The organism is Nonomuraea sp. K271, from assembly GCF_009908215.1.
GTDB lineage: Bacteria > Actinomycetota > Actinomycetes > Streptosporangiales > Streptosporangiaceae > Nonomuraea > Nonomuraea longispora.
In genome coordinates this window covers 1-13,820 of record NZ_JAAAHR010000005.1, presented here as the reverse complement: position 1 = coordinate 13,820, position 13,820 = coordinate 1, and the positions used below count along the sequence as shown (strand labels likewise).

Below are 13,820 nucleotides of genomic sequence, written 5' to 3'. Positions count from 1 at the left end.
CGAAGGTGATGGTTATTTGTATGATTTTCCGCGTACGACCCATATGATCCCCCGTATTTCCCCTGGCCGTCGAGCGAAATCGACGGAGGACATGAAATCGCGGATCAGCGGGGAAGTCCACGGACGACACAAGCGAAGGTCGCCTCAGAATTCAGGGGAATTCCCTTATTCTGGGCTTTCGCCTGACATTTTCCGGAGATTAGGAAATGTCAGGAAGCGTGAAAATAGGCAAGGTGCCGTCCTGGAGCGCCGCGGCCGAGGAGGCCAGCACACTGGCGTCGCCGTCGGCCTTCACCCCCGCGCCGTCCCAGGCCCCGGCCGCGCTGCGCGTACGGTCCCAGACGCCGCCCCCGGCACCAGCGTCCGCACGTGCGGGCTCCCGTCCGGCAGCGCCGCCGCCGACACGTCGGAGATGCCGCCGTTCGCGTCGATCCCGGTCGCGCCGGAAGCCCAGGCGCCCGGTGGGCCACGGGTGCGGTCCCACACCGTGCCGCGCGGCTCTGGCCGGGGCCGCCGTGGTGCGGGCTCCACACCCGCGCCTTGTAGAAGGCCGCGCCGGTGCGCCTCCGCGTCATGGCGGGCGCGAAGAAGTCGACCGTGTCGGTGCGCCAGGTGCTGTCGGTGCACGCGCCCGGCGGCGTCTTCACGGCGTCGGGCCCGGTCTGCACGATCTGCCCGGACGGCTGGGCGCCGATGGTCCTCCTTCGACGACCCGCCGATCATCCGCGGGCAGGCCCTGACCCCCGACGCCGTCGGCCGGCGGTCACGTGTGCGGGGGTCAGGGGCGGGTGCCGATGACGGCGGTGGCGTCGAGTTCCTCGGACCACTCCGCGCGGGCGCGCAGCCCGGCCGCCGCCAGGGCCGCGGCGGTGGCCTCCGCCTGTCGTTCGCTGGTCTCGACCAGCAGGTGGCCGCCCGACGCCAGCCACCGCGGCGCCTCGGCGACCACCCGCCGGGCGACGTCGAGCCCGTCGCCGCCTCCGTCGAGCGCCATCAGCGGCTCGTGCAGTCTGGCCTCGGGCGGCAGCAGGCCGATCGACTCCGACGGCACGTACGGCGGGCTGACGACGAGCAGGCCGACGCGGCCGCGCAGGGAGGAGGGCAGCGGCTCGAACAGGTCGCCCTCGTAGACGTGCGCGCCTGGGAGGTTGCGCCGGGCGCAACGCACGGCGGCCGGGTCGAGGTCGGCGGCGTGCACCTCGGCCTCGCCTGCCCCAGCGGCGGCGAGCTGGGCGATGACGGCGGCGCCCATCGCGCCCGTGCCGCAGCACAGGTCGAGAACCACGGGTGGGCCGGCGGTCGCGCGGGCCAGTGCGACGGCCCTGCGGACGAGGAACTCCGTGCGCGGCCGGGGCACGAACACCCCCGGCTCGACGACGACGCGCAGGCCACAGAACTCCGCCCAGCCCAGCACGTGTTCGAGCGGCTCGCCGGCGACTCGCCTGGCGACCATGGCGGCCAGGGCCTCGGGAGTGGACGCGGTGGAGACGAGCAATGCCGCCTCGTCCTCCGCGAACACGCATCCCGCGGCGCGCAGCCTCGTGACGATCTCAGCGGTCTGGACGGGTGACGAAGACGCAGACATGGAAGCCTTCCGGGATGCCGATGGGCGCTCCCGCGGTCACCTGGTCCCGGTGGCCCGCCTGGCGGGGAAGGGGAGCACCCAGCCTGTCACAGCGGTAATGGGTCTCACCTCCCTGCCCGGTCCGTTCGGGGATGGTCACGGTAGCAGATCCGTGTCGCAAAGGTCCTGTCCGTCCCCCGATCACCTGCCTACATTCGAGGTGGAGAGCGGAACGGGGCACGGCATGGATCCTGTGGTGATCACTGGCGGTTTCGGGCGGGTGGGCAGCCTGGTGCGGCCCGCGCTGCTGGCGGAGCACCGGCTGCGTGTCGTCGACCGGGTGGCCGGGACGACCCTGCCCGGCGAGGAGTCCGTGGTGGCCGACCTGGCCGAACCAGGAGTGGCCGAGCGGGCACTGGCCGGGGCGTCCGGGCTGGTCCACCTCGCGGGCGACCCCAGGCCGCACGCGGCCTGGGAGGAGGTCTACCGCGCCAACGTGACGCTCACCCGCCGCGTGCTCGACGCCGCCGCCGGACAGGGCGTGCCACGGGTGGTGCTGGCCAGCACGGTGCACGCCATGGGCGAGTACAACCGGACGGAGCACCGTCCGGTGGACCCGGCATGGGAACCCCGGCCCTGCTGCGCGTACGGGCTCAGCAAGGTCATCGCGGAGAACCTCGGCCGGCTGCACGCTGAGCTGACCGGCGCTTCCGTGGTCTGCCTGCGGCTCGGTTCGACCGGCTACGCGCTGGACGAGGCGAGGTACCTGGGCATGTGGCTGTCCGGCCGGGACGCGGGAGCGCTGCTGCTGGCGGCGCTGACGGCCGGCCCGGGGTGGAGCGTGCACTTCGGCATGTCGGCCAACACCCGGCGGCACTGGGATCTCGCCTCGGCCAGGAAGCTCGGCTACGAGCCGCGCGACGACAGCGAGCCGTACGCGGCCACCGCCGGACCGCCCACGGCAGTGATCTGCCGCATCTTCGACGGCGAGGACAACCCGCGGGCCTGAGGGCCTTCAGGCGGCCGGGCCCAGCCTCACGGGCAGGCAGGCCAGGCGCAGCGTGCCCGGGTCGGGGGTGTAGGAGGCGTCGCCGGCGAGCGCCAGGTCGGGGAAGCGGCGCAGCAGCGCGCCGAGCGCGGCGCCGGTCTGCACCCGGGCCAGCGAGGCTCCGACGCAGAAGTGCGGGCCGTGCGCGAACCCGAGGTGACCGGACGCCTCCCGCCGGATGTCGAACGTGCCGGGATCGTCGAACACGCGCGGGTCGCGGTTGACGGCGGCGATCGCGGCGGTGACCGGCTCCCCCTTGGGGATGGGCACGCCGCCGATCTCGACGTCCTCGGCGGGGAAGCGCGGGATCGTCAGCAGCTGGGGGCCGCACCAGCGCATCAGCTCCTCGACGGCGCGCGGCATGAGCTCCGGGCCGGCGCGCAGGGCGGCGAGCTGCCCGGGGTGGCCGAGCAGGGTGTGCACGGCGTTGGCGATGAGGTTGGTCGGCGTCTGCCCGGCCAGGACCAGCTGCCAGACCATGGTGACCAGCTCGGCCTCGCTGAGCCGGTCACCGTCCTCCTCCAGGATCCGGGCGAGGTCGGAGATCAGGTCGTCGCCGCGCTCGGCGATGCCGCGGGCGACGGCGGCCGTGGCGCCCTCCATGATGGCCGGGACGGCCTCCCGCAGGCCCTGGCCGTGCCCGGCGGCGACGGCGGCGCCGTACTCGCGCCAGCGGGGGCGGTCGGTGGCGGGGATGCCGACCAGCTCACAGATCACCTCGATCGGAAGGGGTCGCGCGAAATGGGCCAGCAGGTCGATGGCGCCGTCCTCGGCGGCGTGCCCGGGCAGCTCGTCGAGGAGGCGGCCGGCGATCCGCTCCATGCGCGGCCCGAACGCGGCGGCCTTGCGCGGCGTGAACGCGGGCGCGACCAGGCGGCGCAGCCGGGAGTGTTCCGGGCCGTTGAGCACGGACATCGTGCGCATGTAGGGCCGGCAGTGCTCGGGCACGTCGAAGGGCAGGTAGCTGCCGTCGCCGGTCTCCAGGCGCGGGTCGCTCAGCATCGCCCTGGCCTCGGCGTGCCGCGTGACGGCCCAGAGCGGACCGAACCCGGGTGCGGTCAGCCGCACCACGGGCGACTCCTCGCGCACCGCCGAGAACGCGGTGAGCGGGTCTGCCAGCACCGCTGGGCCGGCCAGGTCGATCTCAGGCACCTCGGTCATCGCCCACTCCATTCCGATGATTGCAACATCCCGATGGTAACAGTATCCCGATGCCAGGGCACGCGGCAACGCGGGCACGAAATCCCGCGCGGAAGGGAACCGGAGGGCAGGGCCGTGCGGTCCAAGCCATGGGCGACGTTCACGCCGGCGCCTCGTCGTACACCGCCCGCTCACGTGGCGGCGGTGGCCGCAACAGGCATCCGGCCGAGGCCGCGGGCGGCCCTTCCCGTCCGCCGGCGAGCGCTGGACGCCGCCCCCGCCAACGTCACGCCGTCCAGGCACAGGCCGGGGCGGGGCGGGCTAGGACACGCGCCAGTGCGTGAGCGCGCTGTCGAGCGCGTCGAGGATCTTCTCCCACGAGGCCTGCAGATCGCGCGGGTGGTCGAACCCGCTGCTCGCCTCGATGGCGAAGAAGCCCTGGTACGTGCTGCGCAGCAGGCGGATGGCGTCGGTCAGGTCGGGCTCGGGCAGCGCGTACGCGCTCAGGTGGGCGTAGGCGATGGCCATGATCCGCTGGTGGCCGGGGGACGCGGCGACGACCTCGGGGTCGACGGCCATCTGGGTGGCCTGGTAGCGGCCGGGGCATTCGCGCGCGAAGTCGCGCCACGCGTTGGCGAACCCGGCCAGCGACTCCTTGCCCGCCCGGCCCGCGGTGGCCGCCGCGAGGCGGTCGCCCAGTTCGGCAGCGGCGCGCACGGCCACGCGGGTGCGCAGGTCGCGCATGTTCCTGACGTGGGAGTAGAGGCTCGCGTCGGCGACGCCGAAGCCGCGCGCCAGCGCCGACAGCGTGACGTTGTCGAACCCGACCACGTCGGCCAGGTCGGCCGCCGCCTCCGTCACCCGGTCGGCGGTCAGTCCGGCACGCGCCATGCCCACCTCCCGTCCGTCAGCCTACGAATCCTAGGTTTAGCCTGGAGCGGCGCGGTCACGCAAACCGGAGGTCAGAGAGCCGCGGACAGGACGGGCCGGCCGCGCACACCGGGGTCGGCGGCGAACAGGGCGCCCGCGGCCGGCTGCTCGGCCCTGTCGACGTCTAGCGCGGAGGTCGTGATGAACAGCCGGTCGAGGCCGGCGCCGCCGAACGCCACCGCCGTGACCTTGCGTACGGGCAGCGTGATGACCGCGTCGAGCCGGCCGCCCGCGTCGTACCGGTGCACGGCCCCGCCCTGCCACAACGCCACCCACACCCCGCCCTCGGCGTCCACGGTCAGGCCGTCGGGCGCGCCCTGGCCGGGGTCGACGACGGCGAACGGCCGCCGGCCGCTCAGCCCGCCGTCCGGGGTGTAGTCGAGCACGTCCACGCGGCCGGTCGCGGTGTCGGCGTAGTAGGCGAGGCTCCCGTCGGGGCTGAAATCGAACCCGTTGGAGATCGTCACCCCGGGCAGCACCACGCTCAGCTCCCCGCCGGGACCCGCCACATAGAACGAGCCGCGACCAGGAGCGGCGTCGTAGGCCATGCTGCCGATGTAGAAGCGGCCGTCAGGGTCGCAGCCGCCCTCGTTCATCCGGACGGAGGGGTCGGTCCACGCCTCGCCCAGGGAGCGCAGCGGGGCGTCGAGGTCGTCGGAGCCGGACAGGAGCAGCTCGCGCTCGGCGGCGACCACGTACCCGCCGGACACGCGGGGCCGTACGACGGCGGCCAGCGACCCGGCGTGCCGGCGGCGCACCCCGCCGCCTGCGTCCAGCGCGAGCACGTCGCCGGCGAGCATGTCGACCCAGCGCAGCCCGCCCCAGCGGCTGGACCAGACGGGCCCCTCGCCGTGCTCGGCGATGGGATCGGTCACGGTGTACGCGGCGATGGTCATGAGGCGCTCTCCTCGTCGTGATCCCGGGTGCGTGGTGCACGACTCTAACGGCGGCCGGCGAGAACGCCGCGGCGTCAGTACGCCACCGTGAACCCGCACCGCCGATGCCGGGGATGTTCGGCCTCGTCGATGAGCGCCACGGCGAAGTCCTCCAGGGAGATGGCCGACCGGCCGTCCGCGCCCACCAGCAGCTCGTCGGCGCCGAGCCGGTAGCGTCCGGTGCGCTCGCCCGGCTCCAGCAGCGCCGGCGGGCTCACGTACGTCCAGTCGGCGCGCGACGCCGCGCGGCAGGCGGCGAGCTGGGCGTGGCAGGCCAGCGCGACGGGCCTCCAGGAGGACGGGAAGTCCGGGGTCTCGACGAGGGTGAGCCCGCCGGTGCCGGGCACGGTCAGCCCGGCCGCGCCGCCGACGAGCAGAAGCCGCACGCCGGTGACCGAGACCCCGGACAGCAGCGAACCGGCGGTGGTCACCAGGTCGTCCTCCTGGCCCCGCGCGGGGCGGGTGGCGCTGATGACGAGGTCCTGCCCCGCGCTGAACGCGATGACGTCGGCGAGGTCCGACGCGTCGCCGCGACGCACCTTGGCGCCCGGGTGCGCCGCGGCCGGCAGTGCGGGGTCGCGGACGACGGCGGTGACGTCGTGGCCTCGCGAGAGCGCCTCGGCCAGCGCCCTGCCGCCGACGGCGCCGGTGGCGCCGAAGAGGGTGATGCGCATGACGGTCAGGTTTCCTTTCCCGCCAGAACGGCCTGCGCCGGCCGCGGCCGGGCGGGGCGGAGCTGGGCGGCGACGAGCGCGGTCAGGACGACGACCGCGCCGACCGCCTGGGCGGCGGTGAGGTGCTGGCCGAGCACCAGCCAGCCGAGTGCGGTGGCGACCACGGGGCTGAGCAGGCCGAGGAACGTCACCTGGGTCGCCGTCAGCCGTCCCAGACCCCAGAACCACAAGGCGTAGGCGAAGGCGGAACCGATGACGGTGAGGTAGGCGTACCCGGCGAGGTTGGCGGCGGTGAGCGTGGCCGGCGGCGGCCCTTCGACGAGCAGGGCGACGGGGAGCAGCAGCAGGCCGCCCGCCACGAGCTGCCAGCCGGTGGTGGCCAGCAGCGGCGCGGGCGAACGCCACCGCTTGCTCAGCACAACTCCTGTGGCCATGACGGCGGCTCCTCCGAGCGCCGCGGCGACCCCGAGCGCGTCGAGCCGCGCGTCGGCGCGCAGCACGAGCAGGCCGACCCCGGCCACGCCCACCACGGCCGACAGCGCGGTGCGCAGGGACAGGCGCTCGGCGAGCAGCCCGGCCGACAGCAGCGCGACCAGCAGGGGCTGGATGGCGCCGACGGTCGCGGCCACCCCGCCGGGCAGCCGGTAGGCGCCCACGAACAGCAGGGCGAAGAACACCCCGATGTTCAGCGCCCCCAGCACCAGCGCACGCCACCACCAGATGCCCTCGGGCAGGCGCCTGTTGATCGCCAGGAGGAGCAGGCCGGCGGGCAGGGCCCGGACCAACGCCGCCAGCAAGGGCCGGTCGGGCGGCAGCAGCTCGGTGGTGACGAGGTAGGTCGTCCCCCAGATGGAGGGGGTCAACGCGGTCAGTAACACGATTCCCAGCCCATTCCTTAGCACTAAGGCAAAGTAACTCATCGCTAAGATATTTGCCTAGGTGATGTACCTCACCGCTAAGACATCGCTAGGCTGGAGCAGTGTCAGATCACGTCGACCTCGTGCTCGAACAGTGGGCCGCGCAGCGCCCCGACCTGGACGTCTCCCCCATGGCGATCATCGGCCGCCTGTCGCGGCTGTCGTGGCTGATCACCGTGGAGCTGCGCCGGACCTTCGAGGCCCACGGACTCGACCCCGCCTCCTTCGACGTGCTGGCCACGCTGCGCCGCAGCGACCCGCCGCACCGCCTGACGCCCGCGGAGCTGATGCGCGCTTCCATGGTGACCTCGGGGGCCATCACGCAGCGGCTCGACCGCCTGGAGGCGCGCGGCCTGGTGACCCGTACGCCGAGCGACTCGGACGGGCGCGGCGTCCACGTGACGCTCACGGACGAGGGGCACACGTTGATCGACCGGGTGCTGCCGCACCACCTCGAGACGGAGCAGCGTGTGCTGGCCGCGCTGCCGAAGGAGCGGCGCGACGACCTCGCCGCCACCTTGCGCGACCTGCTGGAGTCCCTCGGCGACACGACCGGCCCCTCCTGAGGCGTGCACGCCTCAGGAGGACGTGCCCGCGTCGCGGGCGCGCAGGAGGGCGGGGTTCAGCGGCGGCGGCCGGCGCCGCGCGCCCTTCCTCCGCCCCTGGTGCGGGGCCGCGACGCCCGTTCCTGCGGGGCCGCCCAGTGCGCCGGGCGGGTGAGGGCGGCGGGGAGGCGGGTCGCGGTGTCGCCCCTGGCGGAGTCGAGCTGGGGCTGGGTGAGGAACAACGCGCCGGTGAGGTCGGCGCCCGACAGGTCGGCCCCCCGCAGGTCCGCCCCGATGAGGTCGGCCTGGCGCAGGTCGGCGCCCCTCAGGTCGGCCCCGATCAGGTAGGCGCCGCGCAGGCTGGCCGCGCGCAGGTCGGCCCCGGCCAGACGGGCTCCGATCAGGTCGGCTCCCCTGCGGTCCTTGCCGCCCCTCCCGGCCCTGACCAGCTCGCTGACCTTCAGCAGCAGCGTGTTGACGCGCACGCGCTCCGCCTCCACGTCGAGCTTCTCCAGTTCGCCGGCGTCCAGCAGGGTGAGGCGCTCGGTGCCGGCGAGGGCCTGGGCCAGCTCCGCGTGCAGGGGCCGGGCGGTGTCGAGCGCCAGCGCCTCCGCCAGATACCACAGCAGCTCGTGCAGCTGCCGCATGACCGGGAACACGGTGTACATCCGCCGGGCCGTCCCCGGCGCCTCCCGCCAGCTCGTGCCCTCGAACGTGACCTGGGAGACCTTCTGCCCCGCACCGAAGCACTCGAAGACCGTGCACCCGGCGAAGCCGCTCTGCCTGAGCCGGTCATGGATGGAGCAGCGGAAGTCGTCGCGCAGGTGGTGGCAGGGCTGCCCGGCGTCCTTGTCGGCCGCGAAGTCCGCCGATGCCGAGAACGGCAGCGCCACGCAGCACAGCCCGAAGCAGCTCTCGCAGTCGGCCAGCAGGCCGAGCTCACGCGGGTTCGTTCCGGGCAACTGCTGCTCCTCGCGTACGACGAAACGTGACGCTTCACCTTATTCAACTGTGTGTGTACGGCGTCGTCGTGGTGAGCGGCGTGAACCCGAGCCGCTCCAGGATGGGCCGGCTCCGGCTGGACGCGTCCACCTGCAGGTGGGTGTAGCCGCGCGCGGCCGCCTCCCGGGCACGCCAGGCGACCAGCGCGCGGTAGAGGCCCCTCCCGCGCCGTCCGGGGACGGTGCCGCCGCCCCACAGGCCGGCGAAGCCGGTGCCGGGGTGCAGGTCCATCCGCGCCGCGCTGACCGGTACGTCGCCGGACAGGGCGAGCACGGCGTTGAGCGTGCCGTCCGCGAGCCCGTCGAGAAGGTGCCGTCTGAGGTGGTCGCCGCCGTCCGTGCCGAACGCGCGCTCGTGCACGCCGGCCATGAGCTCCACGTCGCCGGCTGTGGTCACCGGGATCAGGCGGACGCCCTCCGGCACGGCGAGCGGCCCGGCGGGCGGCCCGGCCGCGATCGCGGCGGCCTCGGCCACCATGACCGTCTCCTCGGGACCGGCGGTGAACCCGGCGGCCAGCAGCCGGTCGCCGAGGTCGGCGGGGCGGTCGTGGGCGTACAGCTTCCACTCGAACGCCAGCCCCAGCGACCCGAAGTGCCGCACCTGCACGGCGATCGCCGGGTCCGCGTCCTCCTCGTCGAGGTCTGACCACAGCACGCCGTTCCAGCCGTGCGCGGGGCCGGTCTGGCGCACCACGCCGCCCGTCCGCTCGATCCGCCGCCCCGGCCCGTCGGGGCGGGCCTCCCGCCGCAGCCGCCGGTCGAACAGGGACAGTACCTCGTCAGGATCCATCCTGACAGCTCAGCAGTTCGGCGTGCGCCGGGCAAACCCGTTTGTCAGCCGCCGTAGCGCCGCTGCCGCGCCGCGAAGCTCCGCAGCGCGCGCAAGAAGTCGATCTCGCGGAAGGCTGGCCAGTACGCCTCGCAGAAGTACAGCTCGGAGTAGGCCGACTGCCAGAGCAGGAAGTTCGACAGCCGCTGTTCACCGCTGGTGCGGATCACCAGGTCGGGGTCGGGCTGCCCGGCGGTGTACAGGTGCGGGGTGATGTCGTCGACGGTCAGCGTCGAGGCCAGCTCCACCATGGACTGCCCCGACTCGGCCCGCTCGTACAGCAGCTCGCGCAGGGCGTCGACGACCTCCTGGCGGCCGCCGTACCCGATCGCCAGGGTAAGGTGGAAGCCGGTGGCGCACGTACGGGTGGCCTCGACGGCGCTCTTGAGCGCGCGGGCCGTGGTGTCGGGCAGCGTGTCGAGCATCCCGGCGACGTGGACCTGCCAGCGGGCGTCGGGCCGGTCGAGCTGGTCGGCGACCATGCGCTCGATCACGCCCAGCAGCGACGTCACCTCCTCGTCGCCGCGGCGCTCGAGGTTCTCCGTCGAGCAGAGGAACACGGTCAGATGCTTGATGCCCAGGGCCTCGCACCACGACAGGACGTCGGCGATGTGCTCGGCGCCGGCTTTGTGGCCGAGGCCCGGGTGCGCCAGGCCCTTCTGTTTGGCCCAGCGCCGGTTGCCGTCCATGATCAGGCCGACGTGCCCCGGAAGAGGGCCCGCCATGACCTGCCGGCGCAGGCGCCGGGCGTAAAAGGCGTGAAGGAGGTCAGTCGTCTGCACCCCACCAGCATGGCGTGCCTGACCGACTGGTACCGGATCTTTCCTGATATTGCCGGACGCTACCTGCCTCTCACTGCTCCATGAACGCTTGGATGCGCCTTCTAGGGCGTCTCGTCCCCTCCTCACCGGTACGCGGCCAGGCGTCGCCCCAGCCGGTGTCCCTGGCCAGCCGGTAGAGCCCGCCCTGCCGTCTGGAAACCGTCACGTCGCGTACCGACTCCTCGTCCGTGCACACCCGCAGGGACACCATGCCCTTACGCGTGCGCGGGTGGCGCAGGACCCTGGCGCCGGCCCTCGGCCACCTCGTCGTCGTGGCGGCCACATAGGAGAACCTCTCGTCCTCGAAGCCGAGAGTGCCCGCCTTGACCCTGCGGTGCAGGGCGCTCCGGGGCAGCCGTACCGAGAAGTGGCACCAATCCTCACCCCGGCGGATCGGACAGGGCCCGTCGTGAGGGCAGGGGGCGACGATGGTCAGGCCGTTCGCCGCCAGGACCTCCCGGGCCGCGGCGATGGTGGCGTAGCCGGCGGGGGTGCCGGGCTCGACGATGACCACCATGGCGGCGTCCGCGGCCAGCCAGCGCACGGCCGCCGGACGATCCTCCGGGGGAAGCTCGCCCAGGGCGTACGCCATGGTGACGAGGTCGGCCGCGGGGCGGTCGAGACCGGGGCCGGCGGGCGCCCGCCGCCACGTCGCCCCGCGCAGCGCCGGCGAGGTCCGGGCCAGGCGGCGGCCCAGGTCGATGGCGTGCGGGTCGCGTTCGACGACGGTGACCTGCTCGATGGACGGCCAGGCGCCGGCCGCCGCCCAGATCGCCGCACCGGTGCCGCCGCCGACGTCGAGATGCCCACGGGGCAGGAAACCCGGCACCGCCGCCCGGTGCAGTGCGGCGGCGGTGGCGGCGTAGGTGGCGGGCATGCGCACCCCGGCGTAGGCGGCGACGTCGGTCTCGCCGCGCAGGTACACGCCTCCGGGGGCGGCGCCCGCGCGGTAACGCTCGCTGAGCCGCGCCGCCGCCTCCGCCAGGTCACGCGCCGGGTGACGGGCGAGCTCCCGGTCGAGCCCGGCCCTGAGCTCACGGGGAAGCAGGGACACGCTCACCACTCCCCCGCACCGGTGGGTACGAGGGCCGGGCCGGCGAGCGCCTCACCGGTGGCGAGCGGGAAGAAGGCCGGGTGGATGACGGGGATGCCGTCACCGGGAATGGTGAAGTCCGCGCCGGGACGCGCGGAGCTGAGTGCACGCAAAAGAACTCCTCGGACGGGAGGGAAACGGTCGTGTGCGCGTGCGACCGCTCCAGGCGAGGAGCCTCAGACGCCGGAGGGAATCCGGCGGCCTCGTGCCGGCAGGGGACCCGCATCGGACCGCCGGCGCGGCGGTCCGATGAGCAGGCCACGTCAGTGAGGTGTCTCGTACCCTCGCCTCGAAGCGGCGGCGATGAGCTCACAGGCGCGCATACGGACCCCTCTCCATCCGGTGTCACCGTTCCCGGGCGCCTCCGATTCTCTGATGGCGGGCGGAGGCGCGGCCACCGCTTTTCGGCTCACCGAGCGGCCGCCGCGCGTGGTGCCTGCGGCGTACGTCACGCGTGGCCAGGAACAGCAGCACCGCCCACACGGCGCAGTAGGCGCCGAAGACCGCGCCCCCGCGGCCGGTCAGCAGCGCGCCGCCCGTCATCCCCACCGCCCCCACGGCGGCTACCGCCGTGCACGCCCCGTGCAGCCACAGCACCACCAGGTACGGCAGGCGCCTCGTGAACCGGATCCGTCCCGCCAGCAGGATCGCCATGATCACCACCCCGGACGCCACGTTTCCCCATTGGGCCAGCGCCACCTCGCCAGGCCCGTACGCGTCGTAGCTGTTCGGGGACACCTGTGGCCCGCCGGTGACGCCCAGCCTGCCCTCCAGGGCGTAGACCACCTTCGACGCCACGTACAGACCGGTCCATGCGATGCCCGCCATCACGATTCTCATGGCATCGACTCTGCCGAGGGGCCCGCCGCCGGGGCTCCCCCGTCAGGGGGATGATCCTCCCCCTGCGGAGCCGTTCCGCGCTGCGCACTGGCGAACGGCCGCGCTCCCCCGCCCCGCCCTGCGTTAGTGTCCGCTGCATGGTGAAGGCCGGCGAGGTCGGGATCGCCTGGGAAGAAGCCGGTCCCGAAGAGCCCGTGGGCACCGTGGTGCTGCTGCACGCGGCGGTGGCCGACATGCGCGTGTGGGACCACCAGTTCGCGGCGCTGTCACGTCGCCACCCCGTGGTCCGCTACGCCATGCGCGGCCACGGCCGGTCCGGCGACGCCGACGACGACGACGACGACGACGAAGTCTGCCACCACGAGGACCTGCTCGCCCTCATGGACGCCGCGCGGATCGAGCGGGCGGCCCTGATCGGCTCGTCCATGGGCGGCGCGTACGCCGTGGAGGCCGCGCTCGCCGCCCCTTCGCGGGTCGCCGCGCTCGTCCTGATCGGCTCCGGACTGACCGGTCACCAGTGGCCGCGGGAGATGCTCGACCAGGCCCGCGAGCGTTTCACAGCTCGGTTCCGGCCGACCGGCTGGCCCGCTACCGCGCAGGCACCGCGGATCGCGTCGATCCGGCCGACGTGCGCGCGATGGCCGAGGACCACACGCTGTGGCAGGTCGCGGGCCCCGGCCGTGGCCGCGACGCCCTCTCCGACGAGGTGTGGGCGGCGGCGGTGGAGATGTGCCGGCTGGTGTCGAACGGTCGTGGTCCGGCCCCCGGCCGGCCGAACGCGAGCTCGATCCGCCCGCGGCCACCCGTCTGACCGAGATCGCCGCGCCGACCCTGGTGATCAACGGCCTGTCGGACGTGCCCGGCATCCAGGACGTGTCCGGCCTGCTCGCCGCGGGCGTCCCCGGCGCCCGCCGGCTCGACCTGCAGGACACGGGTCATCTGCCCCCGCTGGAGCGGCCCGAGGAGGGGAACCGGGCGGCGTCGGCGCCCTGCGCGCCGCCGTGGACCTGCTCACCGACAGCCTGCTGTCCCACCTGTCGTACGAGGAGCGCGAACTCGTCGAGCCCCTGGCCAGGCACGGCTTCTAGCGGCCCGGCGGCCGGGGAAGGCGCGCCCGCGCGCCGCGAGCACGATCGCCAGGGCGAGCGCCACCAGCGGCAGGGCCGTCCACGGCAGCGCGCCCGCGCCGGCCCCCTCCAGCACCAGCCCGCCGGCCAGCGACCCACCCGCGATGCCGGCGTTGTACACCGTCGTCTGCATGGAGGTGGCCACGTCGGCGTTCCGCGGCCCTGACACCGTCACCAGCGCCGTCTGCAACAACGTCGGCACACCGCCGAAGGCGGCGCCCCACAACACCACCGCCACCAGGGAGACCGGCCCGCCGATCGTGCCCAGCACGGCCATCGCCCCCGCCACCACGGCCAGCACCACCACGAGCGTCACACGCAGGGCCCGATCGATGACCGCGCCCACCACCCAGATC

General features: G+C 74.0%; 16 protein-coding genes and 1 pseudogene. 3 read left to right on the top strand and 14 right to left on the bottom strand.

Going from position 1 to position 13,820, the window contains the following annotated elements:
* Positions 1-291 precede the first annotated feature (291 nt).
* Entirely contained in the window at positions 292-531 is a 240-nt protein-coding gene (locus tag GUY59_RS02730) for a hypothetical protein (RefSeq protein ID WP_138198728.1), read from the bottom strand.
* A gap of 247 nt (positions 532-778) precedes the next feature.
* Positions 779-1,585, bottom strand: coding sequence for a putative protein N(5)-glutamine methyltransferase (locus GUY59_RS02725; protein WP_138198727.1), 807 nt, complete (start codon positions 1,583-1,585; stop codon positions 779-781).
* A gap of 235 nt (positions 1,586-1,820) precedes the next feature.
* Here GUY59_RS02725 and GUY59_RS02720 point away from each other — a divergent pair, with 235 nt between their 5' ends.
* The gene (locus tag GUY59_RS02720) at positions 1,821-2,573 is read left to right on the top strand and encodes an NAD-dependent epimerase/dehydratase family protein (RefSeq protein ID WP_161714350.1); all 753 of its coding nucleotides are present in this window, start codon (positions 1,821-1,823) and stop codon (positions 2,571-2,573) included.
* Positions 2,574-2,579: 6 nt separating this feature from the next.
* On the opposite strand, the gene GUY59_RS02715 is transcribed toward GUY59_RS02720, so the two are convergent.
* The 5 genes from GUY59_RS02715 to GUY59_RS02695 all read right to left on the bottom strand — a co-directional run bounded on the left by GUY59_RS02715 (position 2,580) and on the right by GUY59_RS02695 (position 7,211).
* On the bottom strand, positions 2,580-3,773 hold the full coding sequence (locus GUY59_RS02715; RefSeq protein WP_138198725.1) for a cytochrome P450 family protein: 1,194 nt from the start codon (positions 3,771-3,773) through the stop codon (positions 2,580-2,582).
* A 300-nt stretch (positions 3,774-4,073) separates the two neighbouring features.
* Positions 4,074-4,643, bottom strand: a complete 570-nt coding sequence (locus GUY59_RS02710) for a TetR/AcrR family transcriptional regulator (RefSeq protein ID WP_138198724.1) — start codon at positions 4,641-4,643, stop codon at positions 4,074-4,076.
* Positions 4,644-4,714: 71 nt separating this feature from the next.
* Positions 4,715-5,578 carry an SMP-30/gluconolactonase/LRE family protein gene (locus tag GUY59_RS02705; RefSeq protein WP_138198723.1) on the bottom strand — a complete coding sequence of 288 codons (864 nt, stop codon included), beginning with the start codon at positions 5,576-5,578 and terminating at the stop codon, positions 4,715-4,717.
* A gap of 74 nt (positions 5,579-5,652) precedes the next feature.
* On the bottom strand, positions 5,653-6,291 hold the full coding sequence (locus GUY59_RS02700) for an NAD(P)-dependent oxidoreductase (RefSeq protein ID WP_138198722.1): 639 nt from the start codon (positions 6,289-6,291) through the stop codon (positions 5,653-5,655).
* Between the two features lie 5 nt (positions 6,292-6,296).
* Positions 6,297-7,211, bottom strand: a complete 915-nt coding sequence (locus tag GUY59_RS02695; protein ID WP_138198721.1) for an EamA family transporter — start codon at positions 7,209-7,211, stop codon at positions 6,297-6,299.
* A 59-nt stretch (positions 7,212-7,270) separates the two neighbouring features.
* Here GUY59_RS02695 and GUY59_RS02690 point away from each other — a divergent pair, with 59 nt between their 5' ends.
* The gene (locus GUY59_RS02690) at positions 7,271-7,774 is read left to right on the top strand and encodes a MarR family winged helix-turn-helix transcriptional regulator (RefSeq protein ID WP_138198720.1); all 504 of its coding nucleotides are present in this window, start codon (positions 7,271-7,273) and stop codon (positions 7,772-7,774) included.
* A 56-nt stretch (positions 7,775-7,830) separates the two neighbouring features.
* Here GUY59_RS02690 and GUY59_RS02685 read toward each other — a convergent pair whose 3' ends face one another.
* The 6 genes from GUY59_RS02685 to GUY59_RS02660 all read right to left on the bottom strand — a co-directional run bounded on the left by GUY59_RS02685 (position 7,831) and on the right by GUY59_RS02660 (position 12,337).
* Positions 7,831-8,715 carry a pentapeptide repeat-containing protein gene (locus GUY59_RS02685; RefSeq protein WP_138198719.1) on the bottom strand — a complete coding sequence of 295 codons (885 nt, stop codon included), beginning with the start codon at positions 8,713-8,715 and terminating at the stop codon, positions 7,831-7,833.
* A 43-nt stretch (positions 8,716-8,758) separates the two neighbouring features.
* Entirely contained in the window at positions 8,759-9,544 is a 786-nt protein-coding gene (locus GUY59_RS02680; protein WP_138198718.1) for a GNAT family N-acetyltransferase, read from the bottom strand.
* Between the two features lie 44 nt (positions 9,545-9,588).
* Positions 9,589-10,308, bottom strand: a complete 720-nt coding sequence (gene uppS, locus GUY59_RS02675) for a polyprenyl diphosphate synthase (protein ID WP_138198804.1) — start codon at positions 10,306-10,308, stop codon at positions 9,589-9,591.
* Positions 10,309-10,435: 127 nt separating this feature from the next.
* Positions 10,436-11,458: a small ribosomal subunit Rsm22 family protein gene (locus GUY59_RS02670; RefSeq protein ID WP_171055270.1), complete on the bottom strand. Its 1,023-nt coding sequence runs from the start codon at positions 11,456-11,458 to the stop codon at positions 10,436-10,438.
* 2 nt (positions 11,459-11,460) lie between these two features.
* Complete coding sequence (locus tag GUY59_RS02665) at positions 11,461-11,610, bottom strand: hypothetical protein (protein ID WP_161714349.1); 150 nt, start codon at positions 11,608-11,610, stop codon at positions 11,461-11,463.
* A 232-nt stretch (positions 11,611-11,842) separates the two neighbouring features.
* Complete coding sequence (locus GUY59_RS02660) at positions 11,843-12,337, bottom strand: hypothetical protein (RefSeq protein ID WP_138198717.1); 495 nt, start codon at positions 12,335-12,337, stop codon at positions 11,843-11,845.
* A 137-nt stretch (positions 12,338-12,474) separates the two neighbouring features.
* Between GUY59_RS02660 and GUY59_RS02655 the strand changes: the two genes are divergently transcribed.
* Positions 12,475-13,425, top strand: coding sequence for an alpha/beta fold hydrolase (locus GUY59_RS02655; protein ID WP_236666776.1), 951 nt, complete (start codon positions 12,475-12,477; stop codon positions 13,423-13,425).
* On the opposite strand, the pseudogene GUY59_RS02650 reads toward GUY59_RS02655, so the two are convergent.
* A pseudogene (locus GUY59_RS02650) lies at positions 13,349-13,820 on the bottom strand (MFS transporter); the annotation flags it as partial. The gene GUY59_RS02655 and the pseudogene GUY59_RS02650 sit on opposite strands and share 77 nt — an antisense overlap.

Excerpts from the sequence above, each read along its gene's own strand:
- GUY59_RS02725 (WP_138198727.1), bottom strand. The coding sequence starts at position 1,585 with ATGTCTGCGTCTTCGTCACCCGTCCAGACCGCTGAGATCGTCACGAGG.
- GUY59_RS02715 (WP_138198725.1), bottom strand. The coding sequence starts at position 3,773 with ATGACCGAGGTGCCTGAGATCGACCTGGCCGGCCCAGCGGTGCTGGCA.
- GUY59_RS02710 (WP_138198724.1), bottom strand. The coding sequence starts at position 4,643 with ATGGCGCGTGCCGGACTGACCGCCGACCGGGTGACGGAGGCGGCGGCC.
- GUY59_RS02705 (WP_138198723.1), bottom strand. The coding sequence starts at position 5,578 with ATGACCATCGCCGCGTACACCGTGACCGATCCCATCGCCGAGCACGGC.
- GUY59_RS02700 (WP_138198722.1), bottom strand. The coding sequence starts at position 6,291 with ATGCGCATCACCCTCTTCGGCGCCACCGGCGCCGTCGGCGGCAGGGCG.
- GUY59_RS02695 (WP_138198721.1), bottom strand. The coding sequence starts at position 7,211 with ATGAGTTACTTTGCCTTAGTGCTAAGGAATGGGCTGGGAATCGTGTTA.
- GUY59_RS02680 (WP_138198718.1), bottom strand. The coding sequence starts at position 9,544 with ATGGATCCTGACGAGGTACTGTCCCTGTTCGACCGGCGGCTGCGGCGG.
- uppS (WP_138198804.1), bottom strand. The coding sequence starts at position 10,308 with ATGGCGGGCCCTCTTCCGGGGCACGTCGGCCTGATCATGGACGGCAAC.
- GUY59_RS02660 (WP_138198717.1), bottom strand. The coding sequence starts at position 12,337 with ATGAGAATCGTGATGGCGGGCATCGCATGGACCGGTCTGTACGTGGCG.
- GUY59_RS02655 (WP_236666776.1), top strand. The coding sequence starts at position 12,475 with ATGGTGAAGGCCGGCGAGGTCGGGATCGCCTGGGAAGAAGCCGGTCCC.